This is a genomic window from Spirosoma rhododendri, from assembly GCF_012849055.1.
In the GTDB taxonomy this organism is placed as follows: Bacteria; Bacteroidota; Bacteroidia; order Cytophagales; family Spirosomataceae; genus Spirosoma; species Spirosoma rhododendri.
This window is the reverse complement of the sequence record NZ_CP051677.1, coordinates 2196765-2216614: the sequence shown is the minus strand read 5'-3', so window position 1 is coordinate 2216614 and position 19850 is coordinate 2196765. Positions and strand designations below refer to the sequence as shown.

Genomic DNA, 19850 nt, shown 5'->3' with positions numbered 1-19850 from the left:
CTTCGAGGGGCTTTTGTCTTACTTTTCGGTACGGCTATTCTTTCGGAGCCATTGAACTCGACATACGTGCGCGATTGGCAGCTTTCACGATCAGGAAAATGACGAAGGCGATAATCAGGAACTGAATCAGTACGTTGATAAAGTTACCATACCGAATTGCCACTTCGGGTGTTGTACCGATGGCTTCTTTCAGAACAATCTTTAACTGACTGAAATCGATACCACCGATAATCAGACCCAAGACCGGGTTGATAATATCTTCGACCAGTGAGGTGGTGATCTTACCAAATGCAGCGCCAATGATGATCCCTACGGCCAGATCGAGAACGTTACCCTGCGCAATAAATGCCTTGAATTCGTTTAGCATACAATTTTCTAGTTAGATGTGAAACTTGCCCCTATGACGAACCCATATTGGGCAAGTCACCACATAATCAAGACTTTTCGGGTCATTTACCAACTAACTTTTCCGATTTTCTGTACAATCAGCACAAAACAAGTATAAATATGCACCTCGCTCAACCACTGATCAATGGCCTGATCTGCTGACCGATAGTCGAGAAAAAAACGGTGGTTTCCCTTTAGTCGAATACGATGACCTGACGTGTTTGCAGAATTTGTAGCGGCAGTACCGTCACGGTATCGTATGTCTGTAGCGTCAGTGATGTACTGTCGATTTTTATGATTTCGCCTTTCACGTCGTCGACCTGAATTGTCTGACCGATGCGGTATTTATTCTTCGAGTAAAATGACGACAGAATATTCGCCATTACATCGCGTGATGCGATACCGTAGCCAAAGGCAAAGGCGAATATGATACCGCCGATAATCAGGTTAAAACTGGATTCGAGCAGTTGCGTGTTCAACCCAGCCTGCCCCAACGCATTGATGAGCGTGATAATGAAGAAAAAGAAAAAAACCAGCGTACCCAGCATTCGTCCCGCGCTGATGTTGAACGACTGACAAATGCTAATGACCAGTTTTTTCAGAGAATCAGAGATAAACAGGCCGACGATAATCATGACTCCTGCAACGATGAGTCGGGGGATTAGATTGGTGATACCCAGCACCAGATCCGTTAGTGCAGCAACACCCAGCATCTCGGCAGCAGCTGTCGCAAAAATCAGTACGATGAAGAAATAAAGTACCTGCGCAATGACGGTGCTCAGTTTGATTTCCGTATTCAGGTTCTTGACCAGGTCGATGTCATTCAACCGCTCGCCAATCCGATCGATACCAACCTTTTGCAGTACAGTCTGCACTACTTTCCGAATCAGGCGGGCGATGAAAACGCCCAGTACCAGTATGACGATGGCACTAATCAGGCGGGGTATAAAATTGACCAGTTGGTTGACCAGACCAAGCACAATGTTGGTCAGTATCTCCTGGAGATTTGGTATGGAATTCATCTAAGTTGCTCAGCTACGGGGTTTTGTGTTGTCATTATCGTTATCAACCGGCATCAGTCCGTCCAGAAAAACGGTGAGCACCGTGAATATATCGTAAGCATATACTTCAACTACCTGCAAGGCATTCCGAACCATATCCAGTTCGGCGAAGATTTCGCGTTTCAGTTCAGGTGGACAATGAACGTCGGGTTCCAGGTCCTTGAACGGATTTGTATTCGTTTCCATAGCGTCTAGCGAAAAGGCCAGCGTATTGCCATAATTGTTTTGATAGCCAATAGTAACAATAATACAGCACTCTCCAGATAATATTTACGCAGCCGATCCCGCGACCGTTTGAGCCGCATTTTTACGGCGCTCTCCGTTAATCCGTTTACATCGGCAATTTCCCGGATGCTCACGTCGTCCTGATATTTCATCAGCAGCAACGTCCGCTCGTCGGGGGGCATCTGTTCCAGCGCGTATTTCAGCCGTTGCGCTTCCATCTCGGCGATCTCGGCCATGTCGTCGTCGACGGCTTCAACCCGTTCCCAGCCTTCATCCATGTATACTTCATTCCGGCGCGTCGGTGAGCGAACGTGATCGGTGCAGTAGTTGTACGTAATTGAATACAGCCAGGTTGAAAACTTGGACTGCTCTTTGAAGCCGCCCAGCTTCACGATAAGTTTCAGGAATATATCGTGCGTCAGATCCTCTGCTTTTACCGGATCTTTAGTGAAAGACAGGCACTTACGATATACTTTGTCGCAGTAGCGTTCGTACAGCCGCTCGAAATACTGGTTTTGTTGCGTTTCTACGAACCTATGCACCAACTCTTCGTCCGAAAACTCCTTCATTAGGTTTAGTAACGGTGGTTAAGACACGGAAAACGCCTAAAGTAACAGTTTTTCAATTCGGCTTCGTATACTTTTTATCTATGTGCAAAAGCATTATCCAGTTATTTATAAATGCCGAAAGCCTGACTATAAATCAGGCTTTCGGTAATCTGTAGAGTCAATATAATTAACTCTAATCAAAGACGCGACCTCTCGATCGCTGATGGAAGTTGGATGTATATAAAATCTTGTGTGGCGGTTCTCTATGTAAGCTTGTAAACGACTATACGTTGAGCAGATAGATTTAGATTTAAAAAAAGTGGGCTTCCTGTCTTTTACGACGGGAAGCCCACTTTTACTGATTTGTTCTGAACGGACTAGCCGATTGCAATACGCTTGAACTCCGATACAGTCAAACCCTTACTCGTCTTGTCCAGCAGCTGCGCGATCGTCAGCGAACCGTCTTTCACGAATTCCTGATTCAGCAGCGTGTTTTCTTTGTAAAACTTGTTCAGTTTACCGAGCGCGATTTTTTCGAGCATCGCTTCAGGCTTGCCTTCCTGACGAGCCTGCTCTTTACCAATCTCGATTTCGCGCTCAACGATGGTAGCGTCGACGCCGTCTTTGTCCAGAGCAACCGGCTTCATAGCAGCAATCTGCATCGCTACGTCTTTTCCTACTTCGGTTACGTCGGTACCGTTTACATTTACCAGACCTACCAGTACGCCCAGTTTGCCATTAGAGTGAATGTACGACACTACTTTATCAGCCGATACGGTTTCAAACGACGCAACGTCGATTTTCTCACCGATTTTACCCATCAGGTCCGTGATGTGGTCCTGAAGGCTGCGGCCATCAGCCTGCGACGTAGCCAGCAGCGCTGCCTTGTCGGTAGCACCCGTAGCGACAGCCGTGCTCATAACGGCCATAGCCAGATTCTGGAAGTCAGCTACTTTCGAAACTGGTTCGGTTTCGCAGGCCAGCGCGATTACTTTACCGCTCTTCCCGTCTTCGCTGACATGCGCCAGCACGATACCTTCGGCGGTAGCGTTGTCGGCCCGCTTGTCGGCTATTTTCTGGCCCTGCTTACGCAGAACTTCTTTTGCTTTGTCAAAATCGCCGTCGGCTTCGGTGAGGGCTTTTTTACAGTCCATCATACCGGCTCCGGTCTCTTGCCGAAGTTTGTTTACGTCAGCAGCGGTAATTGCCATGAGAATAGGTTGTTTTAAATTTAAATTGCCAAAAAATATTTGGTAATCAACAAGTTATTCACTTAAATGGAATAGCCCATAGCGGTTGCTACGGGCTAGTTCGGGAGTTGTAAAGTTTTAGAGTTAAAGAATTAGCTGACACATCACACTATCGGCGAAGCCAACTTTGCAACCATTCAACTCTATAACTTTACAACGTTTATTATGCTTGCTGCTCGTCTTCAGCGACAGCAGCAGGTGATGAAACAGCTACAGGTTGGTCTTCACCTTCCGATTTGGCCTGCGCCATATCGCTCTGACGCTTTGCTTCCTCTTCTTCCTGCACACGCTGATCGTCTTTGTCCTGCTTCCGCTCGGTCAGCCCTTCTTCAATGGCCTTACCGATCGCCAGCGTAATCAGCGAAATCGACTTGTACGCGTCGTCGTTAGCGGGGATCGCGAAATCAACCTCTTCAGGGTTCGAGTTCGTATCACACATAGCAAAGACGGGGATACCCAAACGGTGTGCTTCCGCTACGGCGATGTGCTCACGCTTTACGTCAACAACAAACAGAGCAGCCGGCAGGCGGGTCAGGTCGGCAATACCGCCCAGTACGCGCTCCAGCTTTTCTTTATCGCGGCTCTTGGTCAAACGCTCGCGCTTGGCAATGCTCTTGACGGTCTCCTCGTCTTTCAGCATTTTCTCCAGCGTCTGCATTTTCTTCAGCGACTTGCGGATCGTAGCGAAGTTCGTCAGCATCCCGCCCTGCCAGCGGTCAGTAACGTACGGCATTTTCAGGCGACGTGCTTCTTCCGAAACAATCTCCTGTGCCTGCTTCTTGGTAGCCACGAACAACACTTTGCGGCCCGAACGTACAATGCCTTTCAGTGCATTCGACGCTTCTTCGAGGGCAGCCTGCGTTTTGTTGAGGTCAATAATGTGGATGCCGTTCTTCTCCATGAAGATATACGGAGCCATCCGGGGGTCCCACTTACGCGTCAGGTGGCCGAAATGCACACCAGCGTCGAGGAGTTCTTTATATTCGATTTGTGCCATTGTCTGTTTAACAAAAAAATGGGGTAAAAAGTACGCAGCACCGCCCGTCGGCATCATCTAAGGGCAGTCTGGACGTAATTGGTTTAAAGTTTGAAGTCTCATGTTTAACGTTATTCTCAACCTTAAACATTGAACCTGAAACGTTAAACCCAAAAAATTAACGCTTCGAGAACTGGAACCGCCGACGGGCTTTCCGACGACCGTACTTCTTACGTTCTACCATGCGCGAATCCCGCGTCAGGAAGCCTTCTTTCTTGAGGGCCGGGCGGAACTCCGAGTTCATCTCAACCAGCGCACGAGCGATAGCCATGCGGGTCGCTTCAGCCTGACCCGATACGCCACCACCACGAACGTTTACCTTCACGTCGTAACCGTCAACGCCGTTGATGGTCGAGAAGGGCTGATTCAGGATGATTTGCAGCACTTCCGTGGGGAAATACTGTTTGTAGTCTTTTCCGTTCACCGTGATGGCTCCGGTTCCAGCCGACATATAGATGCGGCTGATGGCCGTTTTACGACGACCGATAGTGTTAATGCGATCCATTCGTCTTAGAATTTAACGGCTGTAGGTTGCTGAGCCTCGTGGGGGTGTTGTTCACCGGCGTAAACGTACAGGTTGGTGTACAGCCGACGACCAAGCCGATTCTTGGGCAGCATACCCTTCACGGCATGTTCGATAATCCGCTCTGGATGCTTTTCCAGCAGCAGCCGGGGCGACGTAAACCGCTGACCGCCGGGGTAACCCGTGTGGCGCGTGTAAACTTTGTCGGTCATCTTGGCACCGGTCAGACGAATCTTGTCGGCGTTGATGACGATCACGTTGTCCCCGCAATCGACGTGGGGTGTGAAGTTGGTTTTGTGTTTGCCGCGAATCAGACTAGCTACCTGACTGGCCAACCGGCCAAGTACCTCGCCCTGTGCGTCAACCACAACCCACTCCTTCTGCACCGTTTCTTTGTTGGCAGAGATTGTTTTGTAACTGAGCGTATTCACTGTTATGGAGACTAATTAATTGATTTCTACCGAATTATGCACAAAAAAAACACTCCCGCTCGGAAACGGGAGTGCAAATATAGGCGATAGTATGCTGAAAAACAATGTGATGCAGACAATATAACAACTACCGCAGCTTGAGCGTGGCCAGAGCCAGTACAGCCAGGATGATGCCGACGATCCAGAAACGGGTGACGATCTTGGCCTCGTGGTAGCCTTTCTTCTGAAAATGGTGGTGCAGGGGCGACATCAGCAGGATACGCCGTCCTTCGCCGTATTTCTTTTTGGTGTACTTAAAATAGCTGACCTGCATGATTACGGAGATGTTCTCCACCAAAAAAATACCACAGACAATTGGAATCAGCAGTTCTTTCCGGATGGCCAAAAACAGTACGGCAATAACACCACCCAGCATCAGGCTACCGGTATCGCCCATGAATACCTGCGCGGGGTACGAGTTATACCAGAGAAAACCGACGCAGGCTCCCACAAAAGCGGCACAGAAAATTACCAGCTCGCCCGAGTTCGGAATGTACATGATGTTGAGGTACTGCGAGAACACCTTGTTTCCCGACAGATACGCCAGTACACCCACCGTCAGCGCAATAATTGTCGACGTACCAGCGGCTAGTCCGTCGATACCGTCGGTGATGTTGGCACCGTTTGATACAGCCGTGATGATAAAAATGCAGATGATAACGTAGACGATCCAGGTGTAGCTATCGGGCAACAGGCCGAACAACAACGAGCTGTAATCGAACTCGTTATTCTTCAGAAAAGGCACCGTTGTCAGCGTCGATTTGATGTCGACATATACGTCAGGCACGTTGGACGTACTAAGTAGTCGGGGGGCGTATTTGCGAATTTTGACATATTCGTTGAAATAGAGTGTCAGACCCACGATCAGGCCCAGACCAATTTGCCCAACGACTTTAAAACGGCCTTCCAGCCCCTCCTTATTCTTCTTGAATACCTTGATGTAATCATCCAAAAAGCCAATCAGGCCGGTCCAGACAGTCGACACCAGCGCCAGTACGATGTAGACGTTAGAGAGCTTGGCAAACAGCAGCGCCGGAATCAGCAGCGACGCCAGGATGATAAATCCGCCCATCGTGGGCGTGCCGCGCTTCTGCATCTGTCCTTCAAGACCCAGATCACGAATTGACTCACCGATTTGCAGATTGCGCAGCGTATCGATGATTTTACGACCGAAAATGGCGGCAATCAGCAACGACGTAACCACGGCCCCCAACGCCCGAAACGAGATGTATTGAAAGACGCCCGCGCCGGGAACATCGTACCGTTCGTCGAGAAATTGAAATAGATAATATAACATTGATAAAGAGCGAAAGAGTGAACCGGAACGCCGGACCGGAGTGAAAGAGCGTTAGAGTAAAGACGGCGGTTTTGCAAAAATATTCGCTCTTTCACTCTTTCGCTCTTTCGCTCTTTAAAAAGGCATCGCGGAGGACGGCACGGTCGTCAAAGTCGCTTTTTACGCCCTGAAGGTCCTGATACGTTTCGTGGCCCTTGCCAGCCACTAGTATGATGTCGTGTGGTTTGGCCAGTGATACCGCCCGGTTGATCGCGTCGCGCCGGTCTTCGATAGTCACTGTTTTCTTCGCGTCGACGGGCGGCACGCCGGCCTGCATCTGCTCCAAAATAGCTGCGGGGTCTTCAAATCGCGGATTGTCGGACGTCAGGATGACCCGGTCGCTGAAACGGCAGGCGATTTCAGCCATGATTGGGCGTTTGGCCGCGTCGCGATTGCCACCGCAGCCAACGACGGTAATAATCTGCGGCAGCCGGTCCTGCTCGTCGGCATGGCGAATGTCCTGAATCGTTTCGAGCACGTTTTGCAGGGCGTCGGGCGTGTGGGCATAATCGACAATACCGACGATGCGATCGTCGGACACCACCTGCTCGAACCGGCCCGGCGGGGGCGTCACACCCGACAACAGGGTCAGCACATCGGCGGGGTCTTCGCCCAGCAGCACAGCCGCGCCGTACACGCTCAGCAGATTGTACGCATTGAACCGGCCAATCAGCTTAAACCATACCTCCCGGTCATCGACCAGCATGTTCAGCCCAAACAGACTGTCGGCCAATACCTTGCCTTTGAACGTAGCGAGCGTTTGCAGCGAGTAGGTTTCTTTACGGGCGGCCGTGTTTTGGAGCATCACCAGCCCCCGCTTGTCGTCGACGTTGGTCAGCGCGAAGGCCGACGCGGGGAGTTGATCGAAGAACCCTTTTTTGGCGCGGATGTAATTATCGAACGTACCGTGAAAGTCTAGGTGATCGTGGGTAATGTTGGTGAAAATACCCCCCGCGAACGTCAGCCCGGCGATGCGCTCCTGCACCACCGCGTGCGAACTAACTTCCATGAACACGTGCGTACAACCGTGCTCCAGCATCTGTGTAAGCAGTTGATTGGTCGTAATAACATCGGGCGTGGTGTGCGTGGCCGGAATTACCTGATCGTCGATCTGATTCTGCACCGTCGAGAGCAATCCACAGCGGTAGCCCAGGTTGCGGAACAGGCGAAACAGCAGCGTCGCCACCGACGTCTTGCCATTGGTGCCCGTCACACCAACCAGTTTAACCCGCTTCGAGGGCTGACTATAAAAATTGGCCGCGAGCAAACCCATCGTCCGTGCAGAATCCTGCACCTGTACAAAAGGTACCGCAGCGGCATTAGCCCCAGCCGGTAGCTCTTCGCAGACGATAGCCGCAGCCCCCTGCGCGACGGCGGTGTCGATGAAGGTGTGCCCATCGGCGACGGTACCGCGCACGGCGATAAACAGGCTACCCGGTCCAACCTTGCGCGAATCCATTGTCAGACTGGTAATGTCGGTATCCATACTCCCGGCCGTAGCCAGCAGCGGAATTTTGTAGAGAAGGTCTTTTAACAGCATAGGGCGTGCGGCCACTCGAAGCCGCTTCTATCGCAAAAAAACGACCTGAGCCGCTGACTACCTAATTCAATCAGCTGTAGAACGATCCACCGACGGATTGATTTTGACACCTATGGCAAATCTAGACCGTAGTCGTCGGCTACCGTATTCTAAAGTGAATTGCAATAATTTAGGCAATTTTCCAACTTAACTATCAGACAGTCAGACGACTTTCCTGAAACAAGCAAATTGGTGACCGTCTGAATTCAGTGTCGGCCGATGCTGACCGTTAGCTAAACCCTTGTTGTTGGGAAATCAACTTGTGTCGACTTAGTCATACCAGGGCAAGCTGCCGGGCTGCACATTTTTTTCACCGTAACGAATTGATCAATGAATCAATCGATACTTCCTCTACCACACGTATCCATGAACCGCTTACTGAACGCACTTCTGCCAGCCGCGCTGCTGCTGCTGGTATTTGCCTTAAGTTCGGCACTTATCGTGGCAGCATGGCTGATGATAGCGTTCTGCCTGAGTGGTATTAGCCGGTTCGCCCTACCGATGGGCCTATTTGGGGTGGTGTTGTGCAGCATCGGATCATCACTACATGCCCAGCCGGTGCCAACCGGCGGATATATCGTCATTTACGAACGGGCAGCACCATCGCCAGCTACACCGCTACCCCCCACGCAGCCGGTGGCCGATTCTACACAGCGCACACAACCGGTTATCAGCAAAGGCCGCAGACGGACAATTAACTCCGTTCCTACGTGGCCGGCTGAACCACTAGCAGAGGAAAACGCATCCACCCCTGCCGACAAGCCAACCTTTCTGTTCATACCCCAAGTAAAACCCGGCTCAACGGAAACCAGAGGATTTTACGGCATTCGTATCCGGCCCTGATAGAAAAGCAAAAGCCGTGACTGCGGTTGCAATCACGGCTTTGTTTGGTGCCGAAGGCGAGACTCGAACTCGCATGTCCGTAAAGACACACGCCCCTGAAACGTGCGTGTCTACCAATTTCACCACTTCGGCAGCACTGTTTCCCCTGTGTTGGGATTGCAAATGTACGCCGATCAAAATGGCTTTTGCAAGCAGTCAGCGCAAAAATTTTGATTTTTTAGCGATCAAACGATAGTCGCTGCCCGGTCTGATCCGTAACAAACTGATCATTAGCCCAAACCAGATTCCCCGACACGAAGGTGTGCGTTACGCTCGACCCGAAGGTGTGACCCATCAGTGGCGACCAACCGCATTTGTACAGTACGTTTTCGGGTGTAACCGTCGTGGGTGCAGCCGGATCGACCAGCACGAGGTCGGCCCAGTAGCCTTCACGGACGTAGCCCCGACCATCGATCTGAAAACAGTCGGCGGGGGCATGGCACATTTTACGGACGACAGTTTCGATATCCAGCTTACCCTGCGCTACGAAATCGAGCATGAGCAGCAATGGGTGCTGCACCAGCGGCAACCCTGACGGAGCCGACCAGTACGACTGTTGTTTCTCGTCCCAGGTGTGCGGGGCGTGGTCGGTGGCGATAATGTCGAGCCGGTCGTCGAGGAGGGCGGCCAGCAGCGCTTCTTTGTGGTGCGGGGCTTTTATAGCCGGGTTGCACTTGATCTGATTGCCGAGCGTGTCGTAATCGCGGCTGTCGAACCAGAGGTGGTGCACGCAGACCTCGGCGGTGATGCGTTTCTCCCACAACGGCATAGTGTTGTCGAACAGCGACAGTTCGTCGGCGGTGGAGATGTGCAGCACGTGTAGCCGGGCGTTGTGCTGCCGGGCCAGATTCACCGCCAGCGACGACGATTTCAGGCAGGCTTCTTCGTTGCGGATAATCGGGTGCAGCGCGGCCGTTGCCATTCGTGGCCCGCCCGTATCGCCGTATTCCTGTTTGTAGCGCTCGGTATTGGCGCGGACGGTGGCTTCGTCTTCGCAGTGCGTGGCAATCAGCATCGGGCTTTCGCGGAACAGCCCTTCCAGCACGCGCTCGTTGTCGACCAGCATATTCCCCGTCGACGACCCCATAAATACCTTGATGCCGCATACCGTTTTAGGATCAGTACGTAGCACTTGATCGAGGTTGTCGTTCGACGCACCCATGAAAAAGGAGTAGTTCGCCAGCGACGTCTGGGCGGCAATGGCGTATTTATCCGCCAGCAATTCCTGCGTCAGCGCGTTAGGTACCGTGTTGGGCATCTCCATAAACGTCGTGACGCCCCCCGCGACAGCCGCCCGCGACTCGGTATGGATGTTCGCTTTGTGGGTCAGGCCGGGTTCGCGGAAATGTACCTGATCGTCGATAACGCCGGGGAGCAGGTATTTCCCTTTCGCGTCGATGACCTGCTCAACGCCTGCGTCGGGCAGGCCCGACCCGATCCGGGCGATAAACCCGCCGTTGGTCAGTACGTCGGTTTCGGTGATTGTTCCTTCGTTGACGAGTCGGGCGTTACGGATTAGTGTTTTACTCATAGCAATCGGGCAGCTTCTTTGGCGAAATAAGTCAGGATAACGCTGGCACCAGCGCGTTTGATAGCCAATAGCGACTCCAGCATGGCACGCTCACCGTCGAGCCAGCCGTTTTGAGCGGCAGCCTTAATCATGGCGTACTCACCGCTGACGTTGTAGGCCGCGATGGGCAGATCGAAGCTGTCGTGCAGGAGTTTGATAATGTCCAGATACGCCAAAGCGGGCTTCACCATCAGAAAGTCGGCACCCTCTTCGATGTCGAGCTGCGCTTCCACGAGGGCTTCGCGGCTGTTGGCGGGGTTCATCTGGTACGTTTTCTTGTCGCCAAACTTGGGAGCCGAAGCAAGCGCGTCGCGGAAGGGACCGTAGAATGCACTGGCGTATTTGGCACAGTACGACATTATCGCGACCTGATCGTACCCGGCGTTGTCGAGCACCGCCCGGATGTACCCGACGCGTCCGTCCATCATGTCCGACGGGCCAACCATATCGGCACCGGCCTCGGCCTGCGCGAGCGCCATTTTACCCAGTACTTCGAGCGTCGGGTCGTTCAGGATTTTGCCGTTTTCCACCACGCCGTCGTGCCCGTCTGAACTGTAGGGGTCCATCGCCACGTCGGTCATCACGACGCAATCGGGGAAGCGGTCTTTGATAGCCCGGATCGTGCGTAGGTACAGTCCGTCGGGGTTGTGGCTTTCAGTCGCGTACTTGTCTTTCTTTTCCTCGGCGATGTTGGGAAACAGATCGAACGTTTTGACGCCCAGATCCATGCATTCCTGCACTTCATCGAGAATTAAATCGAGCGAGTGCCGGTAGATACCGGGCATCGACGAGACTTCGGTGCGGACGTTCTGCCCTTCGGTGACGAAGAGCGGCAAAATGAAATCGGTGACAGACAGCCGCGTTTCCTGTACCATATCGCGCAACACCGCCGACTGACGGCTCCGGCGCGGACGACGGATGATGTTCATAATTAACTGAATTATCGAGTGATAGAATGATTGAATTGGTTGGCGCACCTCAGTACATTCAATCACTCAATCATTCTATCACTCAATCGCTAGACAATAAGTTTGAAACCTTCGCCGTGGACGTTGACCAGTTGAACGGTGGCGTCCTCTTTGAGGTATTTACGGAGTTTGGTGATGTACACGTCCATGCTCCGGGCGTTGAAATACGAATCGTCGCCCCAGACCATTTTCAGCGCAAAGCTACGGCTGACGGGCTGATTGAGGTTCTGCGCCAGTAGTTTTAGTAACTCCGATTCCTTACTGGTTAGTTTCTGCGGGGTGCCGTTGTGGGTCAGCAACTGGTGCGGGTAGTCGAACGAGAAGCTGCCGATCTGATAAGTCGACGGGTCGCCGGGGGTGTCGCCCGAACGCTGGTAACGCCGGAGAATGGCCTGAATCCGCAGCAGCAGTTCTTCCATGCTGAACGGCTTGGTGATGTAGTCGTCGGCCCCGGCGCGAAATCCCTGAATGGTATCCTCCTGCATCGACTTGGCGGTCAGGAAAATAATCGGCACATCGCGACCGGCCATACGGACTTCCTTCGCCAGTGTAAAGCCGTCTTTCTTGGGCATCATCACGTCGAAAATACAGAGGTCGTACTGACCAGCCATGAACTGCTGCAAGCCCTGATTCCCGTCGGTCACGCGGTCGGTATCGAAGCCTTTCAGCGTCAGAAATTCCTGCACCAGCTGGCCCAGGTTGGGGTCGTCTTCAACAAGGAGAATGGTAGGCATGGGTCAATGAGTGAATTGGTGAATGATAGAATGATTGAATTGTTCGCGTCAGCCTATTCAATCATTCTATCACTCAATCATTCAACACTTTATATGGTAAGATTACTTCGAAGGTGCTGCCTTTATTGGGTTGGCTCTCGACCAGAATCTGGCCGTGGTGCTCGTCGACCATCTTTTTGACGTAGCTCAGGCCCAGGCCGAAGCCTTTCACGTCGTGGCGGTTGCCCGTCGGGACGCGGTAGAATTTCTCGAAAATCCGGCTGACCTGCTCTTTGGTCATGCCCAAGCCGTGGTCGCTGACGGTGATACTGACGCCCTCGGGCAGGCTGGCCGTTTTGATACCGATCTTGGGCGTGTCGGGCGAATATTTCAGGGCGTTGTCGAGCAGGTTGTACAGGATGTTGGTCACGTGGAGTTCGTCGGCTTCGATCACTTCCTGATCGGCGTCGAACGACAGGTCGACCTCGCCCCCGCGCTGCTCAATCTGAATGCCGATGTTGTTAAGCACCTTCTCAATCACGTCGTGTACGTTGACCGGCGACAGTTTGAGCCTGATCTCCCCCGATCCAGCAGCGCCATTTGCAGCACTTTCTCGACGTGCGACCCCAGCCGCCGGGTTTCGTCGCGGATGATGTTCATGTACCGCCCGACGCGTTCGTTCATACCCGGCGTATCGCTGGTGCTTCGCCCCACCTGCTCCTGCGCCATTTCGGCCGCCAGTGAGATGGTCGAAATGGGCGTTTTGAACTCGTGGGTCATGTTGTTGATGAAGTCATTCTTGATGTCGGCCAGTTTTTTCTGCTGCACGATGGTGTTTATCGCGATGTAGAAACAAGCCAGAATAACGGCAATCAGCAGCACCGACGCGCCCAGTGTGAAGCCGAGCTGGTTCAGGATAAACTCGCGCTGCGTCGGGAAATACACGTACAGATAGTTGCCGGTTTCGATCATGTTGTTCGGAAACAACACCGCCCGATAGCCGCTCTCGTTGAAGTGCTGCGTATCCATCCCGGCCGATGTAAACAGAAACGTGGGCTGTGCTTTGGTCCGTACGCCAAACGCAAACGGAATGTTGATGCCCCGGTCCTGCAAAGTCTGTCGCAGCAGCGTATCGAGCACCAACCGGTTCACCCGGTCTTCGATGGGCCGGTCCGACAGCATCAGCCCATTCAGCACGTCTTTGATCCAGCGGGTCTGCTCGTTAGCCTGGCTGCTGCTCATACTCGCCGGGCGGCTGACGAGATGCGCTGAGTCGGGCATAGATTTCGCAGCTTCGCGCTGTTTTTCGCGCTTTGCCAGTACACGCCGATGATTGTAGACCGAATCGCTGTGCCGCTTTTTTTCGGCCACCTGCTCGTTGATATGGTCTATCTCGGCGACCATCTGCCCATCGAGCCACTGACTGAACTGTTGTTGCTGCACCAACTGGGTTTGCCAGTCGCCCACGGCCATCAATTCGTCCTGTTGCCGGAAAAACGCTTCGACTACGGCTGCCTGTTCGGGCGTCAGCGGCTGAACCATTGGGTGCAACACGTCAGACTGGACGACCATCCCCCCGGCGTTAGGCACGCTGTGGTTGCGCCTGCCCGTCAGCCGCCGCGTTTGCCGATCGGCGAGTTGCTTCTGCGCCGTCGCAGCCGTAGGTACCATCTGCCGCGTGGCATCAGCCGACGCGGTTTCGGTTGTTTTGGTCAGTTCGTTTTTGCGTGAAATAGCCATCAGCCGCTCCTGCTTCTCGCGGGTCTGGATTCGCTGCCGGGTCAGATACAGAATTTCCTGCCGCTCGAGCGTCCGCACCACTTCCTGTAGGGCATCGGTAATCTTGTAATCGAACTGTTTTTTCTGGAGTTCGAGCGCACTACTGATCCAGTACGACTGCAACCCAATCAGGCCCAGCAGTCCGATAGCCATCAGTGCGACGATCCAGCGTATGCGTTGTCTTGACATTTTTTTACGCCGAATGCAACCTTCCCTTTTTTACAGCATCTATAGGCTAACCAAACGGGGTGGTTCAGGTAAAAGTACGAACTGCCGCAACCGAACACGGGCGCGTTAACAAACTTTAACAGCCCGGCATTCAGTTGGTTCAGACCAGAATCTTTCGCTTACTAAACACGCAGTACCAATGAAAAAACACCATTTCCCCACTCGCTGGCTCAGCCTGATGCTGGTAACGCTGGCCACTGTCGGTGGCAGCGCTTATGCACAGAAAGCCAAAACCCCATCTGCCTCACCTGACGAAATTCATGTGCAGATTATCGAGCGCGATGGCAACGAAGTCCGCGAGACGGAGCGCACCTACCGCACCGACGGCATGAAAGACCCTGAACGCGACCGGATGGTAACCAAACTGGTCGATTCGCTGAAAGCCGCCCGCCAGAAAACCGGTGGCGACCAGCAACTGACGATCATCGTGGAAGACGGCAAGGGGAGCCGGAGCGTTACCCGCGAGCGTAGCACGGCGGGCGCGCAGCGACGCAAAAACGATGTATATGTGTGGCGGGGCAAACGCTCGACACCCAACAGCGGGCCGGGCTGGCAGTACGAACTCCGGCGCGGGGCCGACTCGCTCAATAATCAGATCAACCGGCTGCAACTGCAATTCCCAGCCGACTGGGACCGGCAACTGGCGCGGCCTTTTGAAGCCTGGGCGCGGAATATGGAAAGCAAACCATCATCAGTGCGCGGTCTGGATGTGTTTCCCAACAACCCGGATAAAGAGCAACTCAACATCCGCTTCACGGCCCCGGCCAAAGGCGACGTGCTGATCGTTGTAACCAACCCCAAAGGCAAGGAAGTGGCCCGGCGCGAGATCAAGGATTTCTCGGGTGAATACGTCGGTCAGATTAGCCTGAGCCGCAAAGCCGAGGGTACATACTTCGTGACGGTTACGCAGAACGAAGACGGTGCCGTCAAACGGGTGGTAGTAAATTAGTTTTCAGTATACGGTATTCGGTTTACGACCTAGTCGCGTGGTGGTTAGTGCACACAAACGTGCGTCAGCCACCGTAAACCGAATACCGTGAACTGTAAACCGTAGGCTTCCCCTTCCTTACACCTGTAGAAAAATTTTAAAAATTTCAGTACTTTGTATTGCAAGGTATCATCTAAAACCTATACCTTTGTTCTATCCTTAAAAACACCTGATTATGAAACGGCTTTTGATGAGTAGTGTACTAGTAGCGGGCCTCGCCGGGCAGGCACTGAGCATGGGCCACCCACACAACGTATTTGCTGCCCACAAGCGGATACATGCCAAACTGGCTGCAAAGCCAGTGAAGACAAGCACCATGCAGGCGGCCGTGATCAAGACGGTTGCTGAGAATAGCTCGGCCAGTCTGGTTGTTTTCGTGGCTAAAGCCGTGAGTAAGTTGCTGCCAACCAGCATCAACTAGGTCGACTGTCAGTAAACGACGTCGCCTTTTTTCAGCCAGATACCCCACAACCGCGAATACCCGTGAACCCGCTGCGTGGGTTTACCCTGATTATCTACAACCGGGTTTCCTTCATTGACCCACTCAAACAGGCTTCCGTACAAATTGTGTACGTGTTGATAGCCCGCTGCCAGCAGTTTCTCCCCTACCCGTTCGCTCCGAACGCCCACTGAGCAGTACGTCACCACAGTTGCCCCTTTCGGTATATCGGCCACTCGCTTCAGGTCGAATTCGTCGTACCCCACCCATCGCGCGTTGGGCAGATGACTTACATCGTATTCCGCCTTCGACCGCGTATCGAGCAGAACGACGTTGGGCATGGTTTTCAGTTGGGCTACATCAACCGTTGGTACGGTTTTTTTGTACATCGTGTTGAGCATCGTCCGATAGGCCCGGCCAGGCTGCTGCGCCTGCGCTATCCCAATGCCGGTTATCAACAGGCTCAGAATCATAGCACTCTTACTCATATCGTGATTCAGTTCGTGGACTGGTCTGTTTGTTGTACACAACAGCTACGAATAAAATGTTCGCATTTGAATACCACGTCGCACGATAATGGCGAAAACGCGTTATTATATCGTTAAATAATTTAACAATTCTGAGGCCACCTATGCTTTAAAACGGGCATTGGCTACTTTTATGGTTTAGCCATTTCCTACCGTACCCTGCGCTTATTTTTTCGTACTGTTTGCCCTATTGAGTACCATGCGGAACAACACGACCCGACCGATTCTGCTTCTCGGTCTGCTGTCCGTCAGTTTATTGACTGCTTTTGGCCTGACCACACCGGGTTCGCTCTCGTGGCCCCGTTTTTTGCCGATTCGTAAGACCGAAACCCGGTCTGCTACGGGCCTGAAGCCGGTGGTCAAGAAATTCTATGCACCAGCCCAGCCCGTCGAGGTGTTTAATCTGCCCGATAGTGGCAACCACTGGGTCGACAGTGTATTTCGGACGCTGACACCGGAGCAGAAGATCGGTCAGTTTTTCATGGTAGCGACGTTTTCCAACCGGAGCGAAAACCACTACCAGTACATCGACCACCTGATTCAGAACAACAATATCGGGGGGCTGATTTTCTTCCAGGGCGGCCCACACCGGCAGGCGATCCTGACGAATCGCTACCAGGCCGAATCGAAGGTACCACTGCTGATCGGTATCGATGGCGAATGGGGGCTGGGAATGCGGCTCGACAGCGCGATGGACTTTCCGAAGCAGATGGCGCTGGGTGCCATTCGCGACAACCAACTGATTTACCGGATGGGTGCCGAGATCGGTCGACAGTGTCAGCGGCTGGGTATTCACATCAACTTCGCCCCCGTTTCCGACATCAACAGCAACCCCGCCAACCCGGTTATCGGCGTTCGGTCGTTTGGTGAATCGAAAGAGAACGTGGCCCTGAAAGCGTCGGCCTACATGCGTGGGCTGCAACAGACGCACGTTATCGCCACCGCCAAGCACTTCCCCGGTCACGGCGACACCAACGTCGATTCGCACAATTCGCTGCCTACCATCAGCCGGTCGTCGGACCTGATGCGGGAAGTCGATCTGTACCCTTTCCGCAAGCTGATTGCTGATAGTTTGATGGGTATCGTAACGGGGCATCTGCACGTGCCGCACATCGATAATACCCCCGCGCTGGCGGCCACGCTGTCGGAGAAAATCGTGACCGAACTGCTCAAAAACGAACTGGGTTTCCGGGGGCTGGTCTTCACCGACGCGCTGAACATGGGCGGTATTCATCAGTCGGGCAAGGCGCTCGATGTGAATCTGCGGGCACTGATGGCGGGCAATGATATTCTGCTCTATCCGGAAAACGTGCGCGATGCAACACTCAACATTCTGAGCGCGGTGCAGCAGGGGCACATTTCGCAGGCGTTTATCGATGAGAAAGTCAAAAAGATCCTCCGCGCTAAGTACTGGGCGGGTCTGAACAAGTACAAACCGATTGACCTGGCTAATCTGGCCGACGACCTCAATTCGCCCGAAGCACAGCTGCTGAAGCAGGAACTGTGCGAAGAGTCGGTAACGGTCGTCAATAACCGAAACAACCTGCTGCCGCTGAATCATATCGATTCGCTGCGGCTGGCATCAGTGGCTATCGGGGCCGAAGCGGGCAACACATTCCAGCGGACACTCAATCAGTACGCACCGGTTGAAGCGCTGGCCTACGCCGACCGCAACCTCAGCGACGTGGCCGTCAATCAGATTCTGGCAAGTGTCGATTCGGCAAACACCGTCGTCGTTAGCCTGCACCACATGAGCGAATCGGCCTACCGCAAATTTGGCGTTACGAAAGGATCGCTCGATTTGATCAACCGGCTCAAACAGCGTGGCAAACGCGTAATCGTTACGGCCTTCGGATCGCCCTACAGCCTCTCGCAGTTGGGTGCGGCCGATGCGCTGGTGTGCGCCTATCAGGATTTCGACGAAATGGAGCGCGTAGTGCCGCAGATGCTGTTTGGGGGCTTGGGCTCGCACGGGATGCTACCTGTGTCGACGGGGACGCTGACGATGGGGTCGGGCGAACGGCTCAATCCCGAAGGCCGCCTGTCGACGGGCGCACCGGAGAGCGTCGGTATGAAATCGGCGACACTGGCGAAGATTGACCAACTGGCGCAGAACGCCGTGCGTGATCGGGTCGTGCCGGGCTGCGAAATTCTGGTTGCCCGCAAAGGTAAGATCGTGTACAGCAAGAACTTCGGTCGGCTGACCTACGCTCCCAATGCCGAAAAAGTAACCGACGAAACACTGTACGATCTGGCGTCGCTGACAAAGGTGCTGGCCACGCTGCAAAGCGTGATGGTGCTGTATGACCGCAAGCAGATCGATCTGAATCAGAAAGCGTCGTTTTATCTGCCCGAACTGCGAAATACCAACAAACAGAACATCACACTACTGGACCTGCTCTGGCATCAGTCGGGCATGGCGTCTTACTACCCCACCACCTGGGATCGCACCCGGACACCGGGCGGGGGCCTGAAAACGGAGTACTACGGTACCACGCACGACAGCCTGCACACCCTTCAGGTAGCGCCGACGCTCTGGGCTACGCCCGCCCTGAAAGACTCGGTCTGGAAATGGGTGGTGCAATCGCCAATGTCGCGCAAGCTGGACGAAACCGGCCGACCCGCTTACGTCTACAGCGACCTGAACTTCCTGACGTTGCAGAAAATCGTGGAACGGGTCAGTCACCAACCCCTCGACCGGTTCGTAACAGACAACGTGTACAAGCGGCTGGGGCTGCATCAGCTTGGCTTCACTCCCCTGCAACGGCTGAAAAACCCGCATTGCGCGCCGACCGAACAGGATACCTACTATCGAAATCAGCTACTGGTCGGGACCGTACACGATCAGATGGCGGCCGTGCAGGGCGGTATCTCGGGTCATGCCGGCTTGTTCGGTAACGCCCACGACATTGCTACGCTGCTCCAGATGAATTTGCAGAAAGGGCAGTACGGCGACGTGCGGGTGTTCCAGCCGATGACTGTGCCGTACTTCACGCAGACGCTGAGCAACCGCAGCCACCGCGCCCTCGGTTGGGACAAACCCAACCCGGAAAGTACAAGCAGCGTTTATCTGGGCGAACAGGCATCGGCCCGGTCGTTTGGTCACACCGGCTTTACGGGCAACATGGTCTGGGTAGATCCCGATGAAGAGCTGGTCTTCGTGTTCCTGTCGAACCGGATTTACCCGACCGCCGGCAACAATTCGATCAACACGACGAAACTCCGCCGACGCATCCACGAAACCATCTACAGCTCCATTATTCAGGAATAATCGGATCAGCATCGCTTAAAAATGCCACTGCCTGCGCGTGGCATTTTTATTGCGCGTATGTTTCCAAAGG

General features: G+C 53.5%; 18 protein-coding genes, 1 tRNA gene and 1 pseudogene. 4 read left to right on the top strand and 16 right to left on the bottom strand.

Annotation, left to right across the window (positions count from 1 at the left end):
- Nucleotides 1-34: 34 nt before the first annotated feature.
- From mscL to HH216_RS09315, 10 genes are all read right to left on the bottom strand, one after another.
- Nucleotides 35-367: a large-conductance mechanosensitive channel protein MscL gene (mscL, locus tag HH216_RS09360; RefSeq protein WP_169550579.1), complete on the bottom strand. Its 333-nt coding sequence runs from the start codon at nt 365-367 to the stop codon at nt 35-37.
- Nucleotides 368-581: 214 nt separating this feature from the next.
- Nucleotides 582-1409, bottom strand: coding sequence for a mechanosensitive ion channel family protein (locus tag HH216_RS09355; RefSeq protein ID WP_169550578.1), 828 nt, complete (start codon nt 1407-1409; stop codon nt 582-584).
- Between the two features lie 9 nt (nt 1410-1418).
- The gene (locus HH216_RS09350) at nt 1419-1634 is read right to left on the bottom strand and encodes a hypothetical protein (RefSeq protein ID WP_169550577.1); all 216 of its coding nucleotides are present in this window, start codon (nt 1632-1634) and stop codon (nt 1419-1421) included.
- 5 nt (nt 1635-1639) lie between these two features.
- A complete protein-coding gene (locus HH216_RS09345; RefSeq protein WP_169550576.1) occupies nt 1640-2242 on the bottom strand; it encodes an RNA polymerase sigma factor in 603 nt (200 codons plus the stop codon).
- Between the two features lie 356 nt (nt 2243-2598).
- Complete coding sequence (gene tsf / locus HH216_RS09340; RefSeq protein ID WP_169550575.1) at nt 2599-3432, bottom strand: translation elongation factor Ts; 834 nt, start codon at nt 3430-3432, stop codon at nt 2599-2601.
- 202 nt (nt 3433-3634) lie between these two features.
- A complete protein-coding gene (gene rpsB / locus HH216_RS09335; RefSeq protein ID WP_169550574.1) occupies nt 3635-4468 on the bottom strand; it encodes a 30S ribosomal protein S2 in 834 nt (277 codons plus the stop codon).
- A gap of 157 nt (nt 4469-4625) precedes the next feature.
- The gene (gene rpsI, locus HH216_RS09330) at nt 4626-5012 is read right to left on the bottom strand and encodes a 30S ribosomal protein S9 (protein WP_169550573.1); all 387 of its coding nucleotides are present in this window, start codon (nt 5010-5012) and stop codon (nt 4626-4628) included.
- A 5-nt stretch (nt 5013-5017) separates the two neighbouring features.
- Entirely contained in the window at nt 5018-5461 is a 444-nt protein-coding gene (gene rplM / locus HH216_RS09325; protein ID WP_169550572.1) for a 50S ribosomal protein L13, read from the bottom strand.
- Between the two features lie 127 nt (nt 5462-5588).
- Nucleotides 5589-6797 carry a phospho-N-acetylmuramoyl-pentapeptide-transferase gene (gene mraY, locus HH216_RS09320; protein ID WP_169550571.1) on the bottom strand — a complete coding sequence of 403 codons (1209 nt, stop codon included), beginning with the start codon at nt 6795-6797 and terminating at the stop codon, nt 5589-5591.
- A gap of 91 nt (nt 6798-6888) precedes the next feature.
- Nucleotides 6889-8376 carry a UDP-N-acetylmuramoyl-L-alanyl-D-glutamate--2,6-diaminopimelate ligase gene (locus HH216_RS09315; RefSeq protein ID WP_169550570.1) on the bottom strand — a complete coding sequence of 496 codons (1488 nt, stop codon included), beginning with the start codon at nt 8374-8376 and terminating at the stop codon, nt 6889-6891.
- A gap of 405 nt (nt 8377-8781) precedes the next feature.
- On the opposite strand from HH216_RS09315, the gene HH216_RS09310 reads away from it, so the two are divergent.
- Nucleotides 8782-9258, top strand: a complete 477-nt coding sequence (locus HH216_RS09310; protein ID WP_169550569.1) for a hypothetical protein — start codon at nt 8782-8784, stop codon at nt 9256-9258.
- A gap of 45 nt (nt 9259-9303) precedes the next feature.
- On the opposite strand, the gene HH216_RS09305 is transcribed toward HH216_RS09310, so the two are convergent.
- The 5 genes and pseudogenes from HH216_RS09305 to HH216_RS09285 all read right to left on the bottom strand — a co-directional run bounded on the left by HH216_RS09305 (nt 9304) and on the right by HH216_RS09285 (nt 14516).
- Nucleotides 9304-9390: transfer RNA gene (locus tag HH216_RS09305), tRNA-Leu, on the bottom strand.
- A gap of 85 nt (nt 9391-9475) precedes the next feature.
- Nucleotides 9476-10828, bottom strand: coding sequence for a dihydroorotase (locus tag HH216_RS09300; RefSeq protein WP_169550568.1), 1353 nt, complete (start codon nt 10826-10828; stop codon nt 9476-9478).
- Nucleotides 10825-11796, bottom strand: coding sequence for a porphobilinogen synthase (gene hemB, locus HH216_RS09295; RefSeq protein WP_169550567.1), 972 nt, complete (start codon nt 11794-11796; stop codon nt 10825-10827). Before hemB ends, HH216_RS09300 begins: the two co-directional genes overlap by 4 nt.
- Before the next feature lie 89 nt (nt 11797-11885).
- Nucleotides 11886-12569 carry a response regulator transcription factor gene (locus HH216_RS09290; protein WP_169550566.1) on the bottom strand — a complete coding sequence of 228 codons (684 nt, stop codon included), beginning with the start codon at nt 12567-12569 and terminating at the stop codon, nt 11886-11888.
- A 73-nt stretch (nt 12570-12642) separates the two neighbouring features.
- Nucleotides 12643-14516, bottom strand: a pseudogene (locus tag HH216_RS09285) (sensor histidine kinase).
- Between the two features lie 178 nt (nt 14517-14694).
- Between HH216_RS09285 and HH216_RS09280 the strand changes: the two are divergent.
- The gene (locus HH216_RS09280; RefSeq protein WP_169550565.1) at nt 14695-15504 is read left to right on the top strand and encodes a T9SS type A sorting domain-containing protein; all 810 of its coding nucleotides are present in this window, start codon (nt 14695-14697) and stop codon (nt 15502-15504) included.
- 214 nt (nt 15505-15718) lie between these two features.
- Nucleotides 15719-15964, top strand: coding sequence for a hypothetical protein (locus HH216_RS09275; protein WP_169550564.1), 246 nt, complete (start codon nt 15719-15721; stop codon nt 15962-15964).
- Between the two features lie 8 nt (nt 15965-15972).
- Here HH216_RS09275 and HH216_RS09270 read toward each other — a convergent pair whose 3' ends face one another.
- Nucleotides 15973-16470, bottom strand: a complete 498-nt coding sequence (locus HH216_RS09270; RefSeq protein ID WP_169550563.1) for a rhodanese-like domain-containing protein — start codon at nt 16468-16470, stop codon at nt 15973-15975.
- Between the two features lie 238 nt (nt 16471-16708).
- Here HH216_RS09270 and HH216_RS09265 point away from each other — a divergent pair, with 238 nt between their 5' ends.
- Entirely contained in the window at nt 16709-19780 is a 3072-nt protein-coding gene (locus tag HH216_RS09265; RefSeq protein ID WP_169550562.1) for a glycoside hydrolase family 3 N-terminal domain-containing protein, read from the top strand.
- Nucleotides 19781-19850: the final 70 nt, after the last annotated feature.